Source organism: Devosia sediminis, from assembly GCF_016411825.1.
Lineage (GTDB): Bacteria > Pseudomonadota > Alphaproteobacteria > Rhizobiales > Devosiaceae > Devosia > Devosia sediminis.
On sequence record NZ_JAEKMH010000002.1, the window covers coordinates 745966 to 763086 of the forward strand.

Here is a 17121-nt window from a genome sequence, read left to right on the forward strand (position 1 = left end):
CATCCCCTGACACCCGACTCGCGCCCCATCGCCGCTCCTTCAACCGGAGTCTTCCCCATGCTTGATCATGTCAGTTTTTCCGTCGCCGACTACGACCGCTCGATTGCCTTTTACACCGCCACCCTCGCGGCGCTCGGCGTGATGCCGATGATGAGTTTCGACAATGACGGCGGCAAGATCACCGGCTTTGGCGCGAACAATAATCCCTTCTTCTGGGTGGGCGATGGCGGGGCGCTGACCGGTGGCCGCATGCATGTGGCTTTCGCCGCAAAGAGCCGCGCCGATGTGGATGCGTTCTATGCCGCGGCCATGGCCCATGGCGGCAAGGACAACGGCGCTCCGGGCCTGCGCGAGCATTACCACCCAACCTATTACGGCGCCTTTGTTTTCGATCCCGATGGTCACAACATAGAAGCGGTCTGTCATGCCCCAGGCTGAATCCCATACCGGTGGTTGCCAGTGTGGCGCGGTGCGATTCCGCGTCACCCGGCTCGGCCGCCCCTCCATCTGCCACTGCCGCATGTGCCAGAAAGCCTTTGGCGGCTTTTTCGGCCCTCTGGTCACCGCGCATAACGCCGCCTGGACCCGCGGCGAGCCGAAATGGTTCCAGAGCTCCAATGCTGCCCGGCGCGCCTTTTGCGGCGAGTGCGGCACCCCGCTGGCCTACGAAACCCGCTTCGGGCTCGAACTGGCCATCGGCGCCTTTGACGAACCCACGGTCGCGGCGCCGGAAATCCAGGTCAACCTCCACGACAAGCAGCCCTTCTTCGATGGCTTGACCAGCCTCCCCGAGCGGCACGAAGTCAGCGACGAATGGCGCGACTTCATGGCCGGCATCCATTCCAACCAGCATCCCGACCACGACACGGCCGACTGGCCGCCCCGGAGCGAATGATGTCGGGAGCAGGCGACGACCTGGCCTGGCGCCGGGAGCAGGATGGCGAGACGGTCCGCATCACCGGCGGCTGTCAGTGCGGCGCCGTGCGCTATGCGCTGCATCGCCGCCCCAAGCGCCCCTGCATTTGCCATTGCCGCATATGCCAGAAAGCCTCCGGCAACCTCTTCGGCAGCTTTGCCGGGGTTGGCGCCGAACATATCGAGCTGACCCGCGGCGCCTTCGCTGTGTTCCGCAGTTCCGACGAGGGCGAGCGGTGCTTCTGCGCCGCCTGCGGTACGCCGCTGGCCTGGCGCACGCCGGAGCACAACTGGGTGTCGATCACCATCGGCTCGCTCGACCTGCCCGAAGCGATGAAACCCACGCATTTTTACGGCGAAGAGGGTCGTCTGCCCTGGACCGGTGAAGTCGCCGCCCATATCGCCACCATGACCGGGCAGGGCGATATCCTGGTCGACGCCGTGCGGCGCAGCAATCACCAGCACCCGGATCACGATACCGACACCTGGCCACCCCGGGAGGAGACTTGATGGACCGCTACCCGATGGAAGTCAGCGGCGGCTGCCAATGCGGCGCCGTGCGCTATCACGCCACCGAAATGTTCGACAATTCGCACATCTGCCATTGCCGCATGTGCCAGAAGGCGGTCGGCAACATCTTTGCCGCCCTGGTCGCCGCCCCGCGCGAGGCCATCACCTGGACGCGCGGCACCCCGGCGCGTTTCCGCAGTTCCGAGCATGTTGATCGCGGCTTCTGCGCCCAATGCGGCACGCCGCTCTTTTACGATGGCACGACGGGCAACCGGGTCAACTTCACCATCGGCTCGCTCGATCACCCCGAGCTTTTCCCGCCCGGCGCAAATACCGGCCAGGAGGGGCAGGTGCCCTGGTTCACCACGCTGTTGAGCATCGAGGATGGCGGCCCGACCGAGGCCCCCGATCTCAAGGACTGGTGGAGCGCCATCAAGGCCAGCAACAACCAGCATCCCGACCACGATACCGATACCTGGCCCCCCAAGCAGTAATCCGAGTTAGGCCCAAAATGTCCCGCGACCGCCTTTATCTCTTCGACACCACCCTCCGCGACGGCGCCCAGACCGCCGGCATCGAGTTCTCGCTCGAGGACAAGATCGCCATTGCGCGCATGCTTGAAGAGATCGGCGTCGACTATGTCGAAGGCGGCTATCCCGGCGCCAACCCGGTGGACACCGCCTTCTTCGAGGAAAATCGGACGAAGAAGGCGACCTTCACCGCCTTCGGCATGACCAAGAGGGCAGGGCGCTCCGCTGCCAATGATCCCGGCGTCCAGGGTCTCGTCAATTCGGCCGCTGCCGCCACCTGCTTCGTGTGCAAGGCCTGGGACTATCAGGTGGAACTGGCCCTGGGGATTTCCACCGAGGAAAATCTCGAGGCACTGGCCGATACGGTGCGCACCGCTGCTGCATCCGGCAAGGAAGTGCTGATCGATCTCGAGCACTTCTTCGATGGCTACAAGGCCAACCCAACCTATGCGCTGGCCTGCGTCACGACGGCGCTGGAGGCCGGCGCCCGCTGGGTCGTGCTCTGCGATACCAATGGCGGTACCATGCCCTCGGAAGTCCGCGACGTCGTGGGCGAAGTCACCAGACACGCGCCCGGCGAAAAGCTCGGCATCCACCCCCATGACGATACCGGTCAGGCCGTCGCCAATGCCCTAGCCGCTGTGGAGGCCGGCGTGCGCCAGATCCAGGGCACGCTCAATGGCCTGGGCGAACGCTGCGGCAATGCCAACCTGGTGACACTGATCCCGACGCTGGTGCTGAAGCCCTTCTATGCCGGGCGCTTCGAAACCGGCGTCACGCCGGAGAATCTCGAACGCCTAACACATATTTCCCGCGCCTTTGACGATCGGCTCAATCGTGCGCCCGCGCGGCAGGCGCCCTATGTCGGCGCTTCGGCTTTTGCAACCAAGGCCGGTATCCACGCTTCGGCCCTGCTCAAGGATTTTTCCACCTATGAGCATGTGCCGCCCGAAAGCGTGGGCAATGAGCGCGCCATCATGGTCAGTCAGCAGGCCGGCAAGTCCAACCTGCTCACGGCGCTCGCCCGCCACGGCATCGCCCTCGAAAAGGACGATCCGCGTCTCGAAAAGCTCCTCGCCACGGTCAAGGAGCGCGAGTCGCGCGGCTATTCCTATGATGGCGCCGACGCGTCGTTCGCCGTGCTCGCCCGCCGCGTGCTCGGCACCTTGCCGGACTTTTTCCAGGTCGAGCACTATCGCGCCATGGTCGAGCAGCGTCACAACGCTCAGGGCGACGTGGTCACCGTCACCGAGGCAGTGGTCAAGATCCGCATCGATGGCGAACTGCTGATGTCGGTGGCTGAGGGCAATGGCCCGGTCAACGCCCTCGACTCCGCTCTGCGCAAGGATCTGGGCAAGTATTCGTCCCAAATCGAGGACCTCGAACTGGCCGATTTCAAGGTGCGTATCCTGGACGGCGGCACGGGCGCGGTCACCCGTGTACTGGTCGAAAGCCGCGATGGCAGCGGCGAGCGCTGGAGCACCATTGGCGTCTCGTCCAACATCATTGATGCCTCGTTTGAAGCTCTGTATGAATCAATCACATACAAGCTGTTGAAGACTGTCGTGGCGCAGGATTCGGCGGCAGGGGGAAATACTGGCCGGGCGAGAGTCATCGCCGGCTGAGAGCACTTACCGGGAGGGCAAACTGGCCGAAACCGCTCCGAAACGACCTCTGGCTCTGACAATCGGGGCAGCGGCAGTCACTCTTCTCGTCATTCTCGGCGTCCTTACTGGTCCGTCCATCGTCTCCTGCTTCAACAGCGCCGATGGCATGGGCCAGTGTCTGCGCGGCAAGATGACCGAGGTCGGCCTGATCCCGGCCGCGCCCGCGCCTGCCGTCGCCGAGGTCGAAGAGACCGCGCCGGAAACCGTCGCCGTTGTCGATGAGGCCGTTCCCGACGAGCCGGCGCTCGACGTCACCCCGCCGGCCGACGTTGCCGTGGATACGGCCGCCGTTGATGTCGACGGCGTCGTCGGTGCCACCTTCGGCCTGCTGCGCGCCGAGCCCGATGGCTCGGTGGTCATTGCCGGTTCCGGCACCCCCGGCAGCAAGGTCGTGGTCTATGCCAATGGCGAGCCGCTCGGCACCGTCGAGGTCGAAGCCAGTGGCGACTGGGTCTTCGTGCCCGACGCGCCGCTGCAGACCGGCGGCCTCGAAATCACGCTCGGCGAAGAAGGCAAGGACGGCACCGCCGCCGACAGCTTCATTGTCGTCATCAACGAAGACAAGACCAGCCAGCCGCTCGTCGTCGCCAGCAAGCCCGGCGAGGCCAGCGAAGTGCTGCAGGGCCTGACCCAGCCGACCCAGGTTGCTGCCGCGCCCGAAGCCGCCGCGACGCCGGCCACGACTCCGGCCGCCCCGGCAACCACGCCGCCGGTTGCCGAGCCGGCCGTCCCGTCCACCCAGCCGCCGCTCGAAACGGCTGCCGCCCCGGCAGCGCCCGCTGCCACCCCGGCAGCACCGAGTGCGCCAACCACCGAACCGGCCGCAACCCCCGCTGAAGCAACCGCAACCCCGGCGGAGCCGGCGGCCACTCCGTCCGAGCCCGCAGTGGCATCCGCCGATGCCACGGTTCCGGCCGCCGAGCCTGCCGCAACACCCAGCGAGCCTGAAGCGAGCCCCGCAGAACCCACCGCCGTGGCTTTCGCTCCTGAAACGACACCTGCGACGGAGACTCCAGCCGAGCCCGCACCAGCCGCTCTGGCCGACATTCCGCCCAGCATCGACGCCATCGAGATCGAGACCGACCGCACCTTCTTCGCCGGCGCCGGCCCCGAAGGCGGCGTCATCCGTCTCTATGTGGACGACGAGTTCATCGCCGATGCCACGATCGAAGGCGGCCGCTGGCTGGTCGAGGCCGGTCCGGTCCTCGATGAGCCAAACCAGCGCGTCCGCGCCGACCTGCTGCAGGCCGGCGCTGCCGAAGTGATCGGCCGCGCCGAGGTGGATTTCGTGGTCGACGTGCCCGAGGTCGAACCCTCGGTCGACGTCGCCCAGGCGCCGGAGACGACGACGCCGGCGGAAACCGCGCCGGCAACGACATCAGTGGCTCCGGCTGAACCGGCACCCGCCCAGCCTGCGGCCGCAGCGCCTTCGGCAACCTCCGAAGCCGCTCCTGCGGACGAGCCTGCCGCACCTGCCACTGCAATGCCCGAAGCCGCTCCCGCAACAGAGCCCGCTGCGACGCCTGCCGTAACTCCCGACACCGCGCCTGCGGCAACGGCCGATTCCGCGCCAGCCGTCGAACCCGCCCCTGAAGCGGTCGCTGCCGTTCCCGACGCTCCCGCCGTTCCCACCATGGTGGCTGTCTCGGTCGGCGACCCGGATGCGCAGCGCTTCGTATCGGGCAAGGCCATCATCCGTCGGGGCGACAATCTCTGGACCATCGCTCGCCGCGTCTATGGCGAGGGGCTCAAGTACACGACGATCTACGAGGCCAATACCGGCCAGATCCGCGATCCCGACCGCATCTATCCGGGTCAGGTCTTCGCCCTGCCCGAGGGCGCTGCACAGTAGCCAACCAAGGAACGGCGCCTCCGGGCGCCGTTTCTCTTCGGGCCGGCTGGCCCTCGGGACAGCCCCATGAAGGCCAGTCCCGAATACGTGCATCTCCCGCGCGATGGGGATTGACCTTGTCCCCATTCGTCACCATGTTCATCGCAATTCACCGATCATTCGGCACGCCCCATGCACGACGACGACATAGCCAATATCATGCGCGCCCTCGGCCATCCGGTGCGTCTCGAAATCCTTCGCATCATGGCGACCCAGCAGCAGGGTCAGTGCTGCTGCGGCGACGTGACCGAGAGCCTGCCGCTGGCCCAGTCCACCGTCAGCCAGCACATCAAGGTGCTGCATGATGCGGGCCTGATCGAGCGCAAGCCGCATGGCACGCGCAATCGCTACTGCATTCGCCAGGACCGGCTGGCCGAGCTCAGTTCGGCCTTTGGCGGTCTCCTCAAGGGGCTGGCGCCCAGTGCCGCCGGCAAGGAAACGGAACTGGCCTGATGGCACAGAACAGCGCAGGCAAGAAGCCGTCCGTCAGCGCGGACGAAGGATCGGTATTCTCTACCATTCGCAATCTCTGGTCCTATATGTGGCCGGAAAACCGCCCCGATCTGCGGCTCAAAGTCGTGCTCGCGCTCGGCGCCCTGCTGATCAGCAAAGTCGCCACGACGCTCGTGCCCTTCGCCTATAAGGGCATCATCGACAGCCTCGACGGCACCAGCCCGGATTCGACCCTGATCCTCGGGCTGGCGGTGCCCATCGTCCTCGTCATCGCCTATGTGCTGGGCAATGTCATCGATGCCGGCTTCCAGCAGTTGCGCGACGTGCTCTTTGCCAGCGTCGGGCAGCACGCGGTGCGCAAGTTGGCGCTCGAAACCTTCCACCATATGCATCGCCTGTCGCTCCGCTTCCACCTGCAGCGGCGCACGGGCGGCCTGTCGCGCGTCATCGAGCGCGGCACCAAGGGCATCGAGACGGTTGTCCGTTTCGCCATGCTCAATATCGCGCCGACCATTGTCGAGTTCGTCGTCGTCGCGATCATTTTCGTCTGGCTGTTCGGGATCAGCTATCTCGGCGTGCTGGTGGTGATGATCTGGGCCTATCTCTATTTCACCATCAAGGCCTCCAACTGGCGCATCGCCATCCGTCGCGACATGAACGACAGCGACACCGACGCCAATGGCAAGGCCATCGACAGCCTGCTCAATTTCGAGACGGTGAAATACTTTGCTAACGAGGAGATGGAGGCAAAGCGCTACGACGCCTCCATGGCCGGCTACGAGCGCTCGGCCATCCGCATCTGGACTTCGCTGGGTTGGCTCAATTTCGGCCAGGCCGTCATCTTCTACGGCGGCTTTCTCATCATCTCGATCATGGCCATCGTGGGCGTCATGAACCGCACGCTGACGCTGGGCGATTTCGTCCTGCTCAACACCTTCCTGCTTCAGATCTACCGGCCGCTCAACTTCATCGGCTTCGTTTATCGCGAGCTGCGCCAGGGCCTCACCGACATCGAAGAAATGTTCAAGCTGCTCGACCAGAACCCTGAGATCGAGGACCGCGCAGATGCAAAGCCGCTAGCGGTTACCGGCCCTGTGATCCGCTTCGAGGACGTGTCGTTCCACTACGATGCCGACCGGCCGATCCTAAAGGGCGTCAGCTTCGACGTGCCCGCCGGCAAGACCGTGGCCATTGTCGGCCCGACGGGCGCCGGCAAGTCGACCATTTCGCGCCTCCTGTTCCGCTTCTACGATGTTACCGGCGGTCGCATCACCATCGACGGGCAGGACCTGCGCGACGTCACCCAGGCGAGCTTGCGTTCGACCATCGGCATGGTCCCGCAGGATACGGTACTGTTCAACGACACCATCGGCTACAACATCGAATATGGCCGCCCCGGCGCCTCCCAGGACGAGGTGCGCGAGGCCGCGCGCATGGCCCAGGTCGGCAGTTTCATCGATGCGCTGCCGCGGGGCTACGAAACGCCGGTGGGCGAGAGGGGCCTCAAACTCTCCGGCGGCGAAAAGCAGCGCGTCGCCATTGCCCGCACCATCCTCAAGTCGCCCTCGATCCTCATTCTCGACGAGGCCACCTCGGCGCTCGATACCAAGACCGAGCGCGACATCCAGCAGGCGCTGGACGAGGTGTCACGCAACCGCACCACCGTGGTCATCGCCCACCGCCTCTCCACCGTCGTCAATGCGGACGAAATCCTCGTCCTGCGCGACGGGCAGGTGGCCGAGCGCGGCAACCACTGGAGCCTGCTGCAGCAGGAGGGGCTCTACGCCCAGATGTGGAACCGCCAGCGCGAAGCCAGCGAAGCCGCCGAACGCCTGGCCCGCACCCAGGACGACCCCGACGGCTTCGTTAAACGCGGCGCTCCCGCGGCGGAATAATTCTCGCGCTTCCTGAGGTGATACGCCCGCATACTTGACTGTCACCCCGGCGAAAGCCGGGGCCGATCCTGAGATCTCAAGGTGGACCCCGGGTCAGGCGCGGGGTGACAAGCTGAGTTTGGCAGGCAATTCACCTATGTCGTGCAGCCTCATCTGCGATCTCCGCATCCGCCGCTCCTACCACCGCCTCCGGCCCCACCCCCATGGCCCGCAACGCCCGCACGGCGCTGCCATGACCCATCTCCGCCACGACCTTCATCACCTGCGCGCCATCCAGCGGACCAGTCACGCCGCGCTGCCGCAAACGAGCCAGCTCCTGCACCACGACCTGTCCTGACGGCGCAGCCTCGTAGAGGCCCGAGGCCAGGGGGAGGGGCGTGCCCTTACCAAGCGCCTGCTCTACCACCACCCCATCGACGCCCACCGCGCGCAAGGCTTCGCGTTCCTGCTCGCTCAGCGCAGCGCTGAAACCGGCGCCATCGAGGCCAAGCCGTGCAAACACCCGCTTGGCCGCGCCATCGGGCAGGGCGAGCGCCGCTTCGACAAAATGCTCCGCCGCAGGAGCACTCAGTCCCTCCTGGCGCGCTATCGCCTCCGCACTTTCGCACAAGGTCCTCAACGTGCCCGCATCGCGGGCGGCCTGCTTCATCTGCTTGAACATCGCGATCTCACTTCTCTCGATGGGCCATCAGGCCCGAAAGTCTCTTGTGGGCAGCTTGCTTGCTCACGCCCAAAGCATTGGCAATCTGCGTCCAGCTCCAGCCGCGCCTGAGTGCCTCGGTCACGGCCTGTTGCTCGAGCTGGTCCGCCATGCGCCGCAAGGCGACGACACTGGCCAGGGCCTGCTCCGGATCGTTTTTCGGGTCGATTGTCTTGGGTGTATCTGTCATGCCGTCAACATTAGTTGACGATGGCACCGGCGTCAACATGTATTGACGCTGGTGCCGATGGAAAACCTGATCTAGGTTCGCCGTATGACGCAGCCCCTCATCACGCTCCGCCCCGCCACCCCGGCCGACAAATCCACGATCGCCAATCTCATCCAGCTCTACCTCTACGACCTGACCGAGTTCATGCCGTTTCCGGTGGGGCCGGGCGGGCGCTTCGAATACGGGTTTCTCGACCGCTTCTGGCGGCACCCCTACTTCATCATGCAGGGCAACGAGATTGCCGGCTTCGCGCTGGTGGTCGACGAATGCCTGCTAACCGGCCGGGCGCCGTGCTGGTTCATGGCCGAATTCTTCGTGCTGAAAGCCTAACGCAAACAGGGCGTTGGGCACGCGGCGCTCGACCTCGCCCTGGCAGCACATCCCGGCACCTGGCACATCGCCATCCCCCACGCCAACCGCGCCGCACAGGCCTTCTGGAGCAAAGTCCTCACCGATAGGGCAGGGCGTCCCCGCGACACCCATTTCGACGGCGATGACTGGTCGCTCTATGCGTTTTTCGCAGGTGAGTTCAGTGGCTGAGCGGCACCGTATTCTGCCTTAGCCAATTTTCCAGTACATCCTTGCGAAACGTGCCGGCTTCCAGGTTAGCGTAAATGAACCGCTCAATCTGGTCATTGTCTGCAGCAATATCGAAACCGTTGAGCTGCAGGAACAGTTCGAGACAGGCGTAAGCCACGCGTTTGTTGCCATCCACAAAGCCATGATTCATGGCGAGACTTTCCCAAAGGGCCGCCGCTTCTTCGACCAGGTCGGAATAATACCCTGTCTGGGGACGGAGCAGCGCGGCCTCAATCAGGCCAAGGTCCCTTACACCTGTTGCGCCGCCGAAGGCATCGATGAGGATTTCATGGATCCGAAGTGCTTCGTTGAGCGTGAGATAGCTGGAGGCCATCAAGGCTACTTGGCTAGAGCTTCATACAGCGATTTGCGGCGTTCCACGCTACGAGCCATCAGTTCGTCAATTGCAGGACGTACTTTGGTCTGTGCACGAGAGGCTTCCCAGGCGGCGAACTGCTCTCCGGACAACACGACAGCGACGTCGCGGCCATTTTTTTGAATACGGACTGGTTCGGCCTGGGCCATTTCCAGAACCTGTCCGAACTTGTTCTTGGCATCGGTAGCCGAAATCGCGGCCATTTCGCACCTATAGCTAAATTAGCTAATCCTCATATGAGCCATTATAGCCAAAAAAACAAGGCCCGCATCGCTGCGGGCCTTTCAACGTCGACGGGCGGTTCGATCCTACTCCGCCGCATCTCTCCGGCTCACCACGGTCACGCCATTGGCTTCCTTTTCCTGGAGGCCGGCGTCCTTGGAGACGATGTAGCGCCTGGAGCTGTCTTCGCCTTCCGGCACTTCCACGGCCATGCCGTCGAAGCCCGCCGGAGCGGCGACCTGCTTGCGGCGGAACGGGCTGGTGATCCAGCCGCCCAGCGCCGCAAAGCCGCCGCCGACCCACTTGATCTGGCTCCACATCACGGTCGGCGCGGTGATCATGACCGGCACCATGATGAGGGTGAGGAGGGTCGAGAAGAAGAGGCCCGACACCAGTGCTGCCGAGAGGTGGATGAACCACGAACCGGCCAGGCCCCCGACCACGATCTCGCGGCGGATGAAGTCGAACTCGACATTCGCCCACATCGGGATCACGCCCAGCGCCGTCAGGAACGCGGTCAGCAGCACCGGACGCACGCGCTGGCTCACGGTCAGCAGCATCGCCTTCACGGCTTCCACGTTCTGGTGGCGGTGGTAGTCGTTATAAGTGTCGATCAGCACGATGCCGTTCTTCACCACGATACCCGCCAGCGCCACGATGCCGAGACCGGTCATGATGGCCGAGAAGGTCATCCCGGTAATGAGCATGCCGAGCAGCACGCCCGCCACCGACATCACCACCGTCGTGAGCGTCACCAGCACCTGGTAGAAGCTGTTATATTCGAGCAGCAGCACGAAGAAGATGATCGCCATGGCCATCATCAGCGCCTGGCCGATAAAGGCATTGGCGTCGCCCATCTGCTCCTCGGCACCGCCGAACTCCACCGACACGGTCTCCGGGAAGGGCTGCTCGGCGATCCAGGTCTGCAGTTCCGCAACCTTGTCGGCGGGGTAGACGCCTTCAGGCAGGTTGGTGAGACCGGCGGCGACAGGCATCGTATAGACCTGGTTGCGGCGCTGGATATTGGCCACCTTCGGCACGGCGGTGCGTTCGATGAAGTTGCTGACCGGCACCAGGCCCTGGGCCGTGGCGATGCGCATGGAGTCGAGCGCGTCGAACGTGCGCTCGTCCTCCGGCAGGCGGACGCGGATGTCCAGTTCGTCGCCGGTTTCCGCGTCGCGATAGGTGCCCAGCTTCACGCCCGAGGTCACGAGCTGCACATAGGGCGCCAGCTCGCGCACGCCGATGCCATACTTGCCCGCTTCCGTACGATCGATGGTGATTTCCCAGTCGATGCCCGGCGACGGGCGGCCGTCTTCCGCGTCCACGACTTCGGGCCAGGTGGCGAGATGGTCGCGGATGGCGGTTACGACGGGCACCAGGTCGTCGTAATTGGTGCTTTCGACGCGCAGATTGATGTCCTTGCCCGCCGGCGGACCGTTTTCGGCCGCCAGGAGCTGGATATCGAGGCCGGCAAAGCCCGATACGCGTTCACGGATTTCGGCAAAAATCTGCGACGCCGGAACGCGGTGGTTCCAGTTGGTCAACTGAAGCTGGAAATTGCCGATCGTGTCGGGCGGCGTGGTCGAGAAGGCGCCGGTCGAGCCGAACTGCATGATCACGTCCTGGACACCCTGGACCTGGATCAGTTCGTCCTCGATCTCCATGAGCATGTCGCGCACTTCTTCAGGCGAATAGTTGCCCTTGCCGACCACGGCCACGGTGGCGAATTCCGGTTCCGACGCCGGGAAAGCTTCCGAGCCGGTCGGGTTCATCGCATAGGCCACGAAGATGGTGACGATGACGCCGAACCCGACGGCCAGCGTCGGCAGCGGCCAGTGCATCAGCTTTTCCATCATCCGCACATAAAGCCCGGTTATTCCGCCCACCTTCCTGGTGTCGAACTTGTCCGGATACATGACGATGTCGGCCTTGGCCTTTTCCACCGGGTCGACATGGGTCGAGGCGATGATCGAGCCGATGACCGGCATGAAGATCAGCGCCGAGATGAACGAGGCGACCATCACGATGATCACGATCATCGGCAGGTAGCTCATGAACTTGCCGATAATGCCGGGCCAGAACAGCAGCGGGATGAAGGCGCCTAGCGTGGTCGCCGTGGCGCCCACGACCGGCACGAACATCTTGCGCATGGCCATGATGAAGGCTTCCTTCTTGGGAATACCTTCCATCAGCTTTCGCTCGGCATATTCGACCACCACGACGGGGTCGTCGACGAGCACGCCCACGGCGATCACGAGGCCGAACATCACCATCATGTTGATGGTCATGCCCAGGCCCTGCGCCACGAGGAACGCCATCATGAACGAGAGCGGGATCGACATGCCGATCATGATCGCGGGCCGCACGCCGAGCGTCGCCACGCAGGTGATCAGCACCAGCGCCACGGCGGTCAGCACCGCCGCCTCGAGCGAGCGGAACAGCGCCGTGGTCGTCTCTGCCTGGTCGAGGAAGAACGAGTAGCTGACGCCGGCCGGCCAGTCCTTGGCCGTTTCTTCCGTCACCGCGCGCACCTTGTCGGACACGTCGATGATGTTGGTGCCGAGCTTCTTGGAAATGCCCAGGATCAGGGCAGGGGAGCCGTTGACCTGGGTATATTCGGTCGCGTCGGCCAGGGTGCGGGTAATGGTGGCGACATCGCCGAAGGTGACCACGGTATTGCCGTCGGTCTTGATCGGCAGGCTATAGACGTCCTCGGCCGTGGTGATCAGGCCCGGAACTTCGATGTTGAACGAGCCCTGGCCGCTATTGAGCGTACCGCCGGGCACCACAATGTTGTTGCGCGACAATGCGTCGAAGAGCTGGTTGGCGGTGAGGCCATAGGCTTCGAGGCGCAAGAGGTCGATGCGCACTTCGAGCTGTTCCTTGCGGGCGCCCGAAAGAGTGGCTTCACGCACTTCCGGAATGGCTTCCAGCGCGTCCTGCAGCAGTTCGGCGCGGCGCACCAGTTCCTTTTCGGGAGCCGAACCATAGACGGCGACCGAGATGATCGGCATGCCGACGAGGTCGATTTCGCTCACCGACGGGTCGGTGGCGTCATCGGGCAGCTTGGCCTTGACCGCGTCCATGCGGGCGCGGGTATCGGCAAGGGCCTGGTCCTTGTCGGTGTTGATGTCGAATTCGAGGAACACCGAGGCGTGGCCGGTGGTCGAGGTCGAGCTGATATTGCTCAGGCCCGGCAGGTTGGCCAGTTCTTCTTCGGCCGGCTTGGCCAGGAGGTTTTCCGCGTCGCGCGGCGACACGCCGGTCTGGCTGATCGAGACGTAGAGGTAGGGGACGTCGATCGCCGGAAAGCTTTCCTTCGGCATCGACGTATAGGCGGCGACGCCCGCCGCGAGCACGATGACCATGATCGTCAGGACGACGCGCGGCATCCTGAGGATCTTTTCGATGAAATCGAGCATGGCTGGCGTCCTTAGCTGGCGGTCGTTTCGGCGGCGGCTTCAGTCGACGGGCTGGCTTCCACGGCCTGTCCGGCAGTCACGTTTTCCTGGCCCACGGTGATCACCTCGGCGATCGCCGGCAGTCCGGTGACCCACACACCCTCGCGCGTATCGCTGACGATGGTGACCGGGTAGAAGGCGACCACACCGTCTTCCACGGTGCGCACGCCCAGCACGCCATCGTCGTCCAGCGTCAGGACAGACTGCGGCAGCAGGTGGCCCGGCGCGGTGCCGAGGCTGACCACGGCTTCCGCCGTCACGCCGTCACGGATGGCGAAGTCTTCGTTCGGAATTTCGATCTCGGCGGGGAAGGAGCGCGTCGCATTGTCGGCCACCGCCGAAATATAGGTCACCTTGCCGTCCACTGTCTGGCCGGTCACCGTGGTGATCTTGGCGTCGAGGCCAGTGCGCGCCAGGCCGATATGGACTTCCGGCACCGAGCCGATGAAGACGATCGGGTTGAGCTGGACGATGGTGGCGCAGGGCGAACCGGGGTTCAGCATCGAACCCTGCGTGGCCAGCGGATCCTGCACCAGGCCCGCCACCTTGGCGACGATCTCGGTGCGGTCGAGCTCGGCCTTGGCATTGTCGAGCGCGGCCTGCGCCTGGGTGACGCCGGCCTGCGCCTGCGCCAACCCGACTTCTGCGGTATTGGCGGTGTTGGCGGCGGCCAGGCCCCGATCGCGCAGATCGGCATTGGTGTCGAAATTGAGCTGTGCCTGGGCAAGGGCCGCTTCGGCCTGCTTGATGCCGGCTTCGGCCTGAGCCACGGCAGCGGTACGGGTCCCCTGGTCGAGCGTGCAGAGGGCATCGCCGACATCCACGCGCTGGCCCTTGGTGACATGCACCGTGTCGACCGCGCCGGCGGTTTCGGCGACTGCGGTGATGGTGGCGCGGGCCTGGGTGCGGCCGCGCAGCGGCACGTCGAGCGGCATGGCCTGGGCCGTGTAGTTCTGGGTGCGTACGGCCTGCAGCGGCGCGCCGGCGCCGGTGGTTTCCTCATTGCGCTGGGCAATGGTCAGGGCCGGATCGATTTCCGGAGCGTGGTGCTCGGCGAGCAGGCCTGCATCCCCGAGCGCAGTGGCGATGGGACCATGCTCTTCGCCTTCGATCACCGAGATGATTGGCTTTTCGCCATTGCCCGGGCCCTGGCCGCCCTGGACCAGGGTGCCCGACGCCAGCCAACCGCCTGCCAAGAGCAGGATCAGGAAGGCCAGACCATAGGAGAACAGTGCACGCATTGAGAAGTCTCGCCCCTTATTCGGCCGCATCCTTGTGCGGCTCGGCTCGCGCCATTGTGATCAGTTCGTGCATATGGGTGCGGAAGTGTTTTTCCGCAACCTCCAATACTGCACGTCCGTAGTTGATGACCCAGAGGTCTGCTGCATTGCAGGCATGCTCATTGGGCGCCTGCTCGAGTTGCTTGCGGCCCTCGACAGAGCGCTCCAGGAATTCATTGCAGCGCGCCTCCACTAGCTCGCGCGGCAGGATGTGGGCAAAGCGGGCAAACAGCAGGAACGGGCTGCGGAACATGTCCTCGCCCAACGGGCCGCTCAGCTCCTCGGCAAAGGCAGCGCGCCCGGCAGCGGTAATCGTATAGACCTTACGGGCCGGCTTGCCGTCCTGCTGCTCGGTACGGCTGGTGACGAGACCGTCATCCTCGAGCCGCGACAGCGCAGGATAGATCGAGCCATAGCTGGCCTCCACGAAATAGGCGAAATTGCCTTCCGTGCACATCCTGCGGATATCGTAGCCGCTCGCTTCGCCGTCATAGAGAATGGAGAGGCACAGGGTCCTGACGTTCATGGTTCTCCGGTTCCGTACCATATTCTGGTTCGATATATGCCGGGCGTATATATCTACGCAGGCCCTGCTGCAAGCTTAACGAGGGCGAGCGTCGCGCAGATCAGTCAGGCGCTTCGTGCATGTCACCGCATGCGGACGCGGGTCAGGCGAGCAGCCGCTGCATCTCAGCAGCACCCGATTCGGCCAGGGCCGGGGTTGCGGCTGCGACGAAATACGGGTTGAGAAATGCCAGCTCGCCCTTGCCGTAGCGCATCGGCGCGCCGTCCAGCGTCACCACGACGCCGCCCGCTGCTTCAAGCACGGCCTGTCCGGCGGCGGTATCCCATTCGCAAGTCGGGGTAAAGCGCGGGTAAAGCTGGGCATCGCCGCGCGCCAGAAGGCAGAATTTCAGCGACGAGCCGACCGAGACGTCACTCTCCACATCCAGCGTCCGGCAGAGCTGTTCGAGGGCCGCGTGGCCATGGCTGCGACTGGCCACGATCCGCGGTCGCGGCAGGAGGCTGGTGTGGATCGCCCGCCGCTCGGTCGCTTGGCCGTCGACGACCCGGCCGGTCCAGGCGCCGCCCGCGTCCCCGGCGAAAATCTCGCCGCTGACCGGCGCCAGCACCACGCCCATTGTGGGGCACCCGTGCTCGACCAGCGCAATGTTGACGGTGAATTCGCCGTTGCGCTTGATGAATTCCTTGGTCCCGTCGAGCGGATCGACCACCCAGTAGCGGTCCCCCAGCGCCGGAATGATCCCCGCCGCTACGCTTTCCTCGCCCAGCACGGGCAACCCGCTGGTCTTGAGATGCGCAATGATCACCGCCTCTGCCGCCGCATCGGCCTCGGTCACCGGCGAGCCGTCATCCTTGGTCACCACATGGATCGGGCGCTGATAGACGTCGAGGATCACCTGCGCTGCGGCAATGGCGGCGGCGACGGCCAGGTCGGTGAGCGCGAGGGCAGGGGTATCGTTCACGATGCGCCACCGATCACCACGTCGAGCCCCAGGTCGAGCGGCTTGGCGCCCATGGTGATCTGGCTGGTGGAAATATAGTCGACCCCGGTTTCGGCAATCGAGCGGACCCGGTCGAGCTTGACCCCGCCCGAGGCTTCGAGCTTGGCTCGCCCGGCGTTGATCGCCACCGCCTGCCGCAGCAGGTCATTGTCCATGTTGTCCAGCATGATCACGCGCGCGCCGGCCCCGAGCGCTTCCTCGAGCTCGGCCAGCGTCGTCACCTCGATCTCGATGGCGACAAGGTGCCCGGCAAAGGCTTCGGCCGCCTTGTAGGCGGCCCCGACGCCACCGGCCACGGCGATGTGGTTGTCCTTGATGAGAATGGCGTCATCGAGCGCGAAGCGATGGTTGGCTCCGCCGCCGCAGCGCACCGCGAATTTCTCAAAGGCGCGCAGACCCGGCGTGGTCTTGCGGGTGTCGCAGATCTGCGCCCCCGTGCCGGCAATGGCGTCGGCATAGGTCCGGGTCAGCGTAGCGATACCCGACAGGTGGTTGAGGAAGTTGAGCGCCACCCGCTCGGCCGACATCACCAGCCGCGCCGGCCCCACGACTTCCGCGACAACGCCCCCGGCCTCGACCCGGTCGCCATCCTGCAGCCGCCGCCGGAAGCTCACGCCATCGCCGACCAGGCGGAAGGTCGCTTCCGCCAGGTCCAACCCGGCGACGATGCCGACTTCGCGCGCCGCGATCAGCGCCCGCGCTTCCGCCCGGGGCGCCAGTGTCGCCTGGCTGGTGAGGTCACCGGCCAGGCCGAGGTCCTCCTCCAGCGCGGCCAGGACGGCGCGTTCGACGAGATGGCGCGGCAGTTGTGCGGGCAGGGCGGACATGAAAGCTCACCGAAACGGGTTCAGCGGTGCTTTACGACGCAAGTCCCGGCCTGACAA

At 64.9% G+C, this 17121-nt stretch carries 18 protein-coding genes; 9 read left to right on the plus strand and 9 right to left on the minus strand.

What is annotated here, in order from left to right; translation table 11 throughout:
- Window positions 1-57: 57 nt before the first annotated feature.
- The 8 genes from JEQ47_RS10855 (at window position 58) to JEQ47_RS10890 (ending at window position 7861) form a co-directional block, all read left to right on the plus strand.
- On the plus strand, window positions 58-438 hold the full coding sequence (locus tag JEQ47_RS10855; protein WP_198876415.1) for a VOC family protein: 381 nt from the start codon (window positions 58-60) through the stop codon (window positions 436-438).
- Window positions 425-895 (plus strand): GFA family protein, encoded by a 471-nt coding sequence (locus JEQ47_RS10860; RefSeq protein ID WP_198876416.1) that lies wholly within the window; start codon window positions 425-427, stop codon window positions 893-895. Before JEQ47_RS10855 ends, JEQ47_RS10860 begins: the two co-directional genes overlap by 14 nt.
- Window positions 895-1425 carry a GFA family protein gene (locus tag JEQ47_RS10865; RefSeq protein WP_198876417.1) on the plus strand — a complete coding sequence of 177 codons (531 nt, stop codon included), beginning with the start codon at window positions 895-897 and terminating at the stop codon, window positions 1423-1425. The genes JEQ47_RS10860 and JEQ47_RS10865 overlap by 1 nt, the downstream gene beginning before the upstream one ends.
- Window positions 1425-1919, plus strand: a complete 495-nt coding sequence (locus JEQ47_RS10870) for a GFA family protein (protein ID WP_198876418.1) — start codon at window positions 1425-1427, stop codon at window positions 1917-1919. The genes JEQ47_RS10865 and JEQ47_RS10870 overlap by 1 nt, the downstream gene beginning before the upstream one ends.
- 17 nt (window positions 1920-1936) lie before the next feature.
- The gene (cimA, locus tag JEQ47_RS10875) at window positions 1937-3580 is read left to right on the plus strand and encodes a citramalate synthase (RefSeq protein ID WP_198876419.1); all 1644 of its coding nucleotides are present in this window, start codon (window positions 1937-1939) and stop codon (window positions 3578-3580) included.
- Between the two features lie 148 nt (window positions 3581-3728).
- Complete coding sequence (locus JEQ47_RS10880) at window positions 3729-5474, plus strand: LysM peptidoglycan-binding domain-containing protein (protein WP_198876420.1); 1746 nt, start codon at window positions 3729-3731, stop codon at window positions 5472-5474.
- A gap of 171 nt (window positions 5475-5645) precedes the next feature.
- On the plus strand, window positions 5646-5966 hold the full coding sequence (locus JEQ47_RS10885; protein ID WP_198876421.1) for an ArsR/SmtB family transcription factor: 321 nt from the start codon (window positions 5646-5648) through the stop codon (window positions 5964-5966).
- Window positions 5966-7861, plus strand: a complete 1896-nt coding sequence (locus JEQ47_RS10890) for an ABCB family ABC transporter ATP-binding protein/permease (RefSeq protein WP_198876422.1) — start codon at window positions 5966-5968, stop codon at window positions 7859-7861. The genes JEQ47_RS10885 and JEQ47_RS10890 overlap by 1 nt, the downstream gene beginning before the upstream one ends.
- 130 nt (window positions 7862-7991) lie before the next feature.
- On the opposite strand, the gene JEQ47_RS10895 is transcribed toward JEQ47_RS10890, so the two are convergent.
- On the minus strand, window positions 7992-8522 hold the full coding sequence (locus tag JEQ47_RS10895; RefSeq protein WP_198876423.1) for a Clp protease N-terminal domain-containing protein: 531 nt from the start codon (window positions 8520-8522) through the stop codon (window positions 7992-7994).
- 7 nt (window positions 8523-8529) lie between these two features.
- Window positions 8530-8751 (minus strand): hypothetical protein, encoded by a 222-nt coding sequence (locus JEQ47_RS10900; protein WP_198876424.1) that lies wholly within the window; start codon window positions 8749-8751, stop codon window positions 8530-8532.
- 84 nt (window positions 8752-8835) lie between these two features.
- On the opposite strand from JEQ47_RS10900, the gene JEQ47_RS10905 reads away from it, so the two are divergent.
- Window positions 8836-9120: a hypothetical protein gene (locus JEQ47_RS10905; RefSeq protein WP_198876425.1), complete on the plus strand. Its 285-nt coding sequence runs from the start codon at window positions 8836-8838 to the stop codon at window positions 9118-9120.
- 199 nt (window positions 9121-9319) lie between these two features.
- Here JEQ47_RS10905 and JEQ47_RS10910 read toward each other — a convergent pair whose 3' ends face one another.
- From JEQ47_RS10910 to nadC, 7 genes are all read right to left on the minus strand, one after another.
- Complete coding sequence (locus JEQ47_RS10910; protein ID WP_198876426.1) at window positions 9320-9703, minus strand: type II toxin-antitoxin system death-on-curing family toxin; 384 nt, start codon at window positions 9701-9703, stop codon at window positions 9320-9322.
- A gap of 5 nt (window positions 9704-9708) precedes the next feature.
- On the minus strand, window positions 9709-9948 hold the full coding sequence (locus JEQ47_RS10915; RefSeq protein WP_198876427.1) for a type II toxin-antitoxin system prevent-host-death family antitoxin: 240 nt from the start codon (window positions 9946-9948) through the stop codon (window positions 9709-9711).
- Between the two features lie 105 nt (window positions 9949-10053).
- Complete coding sequence (locus tag JEQ47_RS10920; RefSeq protein ID WP_198876428.1) at window positions 10054-13392, minus strand: efflux RND transporter permease subunit; 3339 nt, start codon at window positions 13390-13392, stop codon at window positions 10054-10056.
- Window positions 13393-13403: 11 nt separating this feature from the next.
- On the minus strand, window positions 13404-14672 hold the full coding sequence (locus tag JEQ47_RS10925; protein ID WP_198876429.1) for an efflux RND transporter periplasmic adaptor subunit: 1269 nt from the start codon (window positions 14670-14672) through the stop codon (window positions 13404-13406).
- Window positions 14673-14688: 16 nt separating this feature from the next.
- The gene (locus tag JEQ47_RS10930) at window positions 14689-15237 is read right to left on the minus strand and encodes a PadR family transcriptional regulator (RefSeq protein WP_198876430.1); all 549 of its coding nucleotides are present in this window, start codon (window positions 15235-15237) and stop codon (window positions 14689-14691) included.
- 142 nt (window positions 15238-15379) lie between these two features.
- On the minus strand, window positions 15380-16198 hold the full coding sequence (gene cysQ, locus JEQ47_RS10935; protein WP_328768791.1) for a 3'(2'),5'-bisphosphate nucleotidase CysQ: 819 nt from the start codon (window positions 16196-16198) through the stop codon (window positions 15380-15382).
- On the minus strand, window positions 16195-17064 hold the full coding sequence (gene nadC / locus JEQ47_RS10940; RefSeq protein ID WP_198876431.1) for a carboxylating nicotinate-nucleotide diphosphorylase: 870 nt from the start codon (window positions 17062-17064) through the stop codon (window positions 16195-16197). Before nadC ends, cysQ begins: the two co-directional genes overlap by 4 nt.
- Window positions 17065-17121 lie beyond the last annotated feature (57 nt).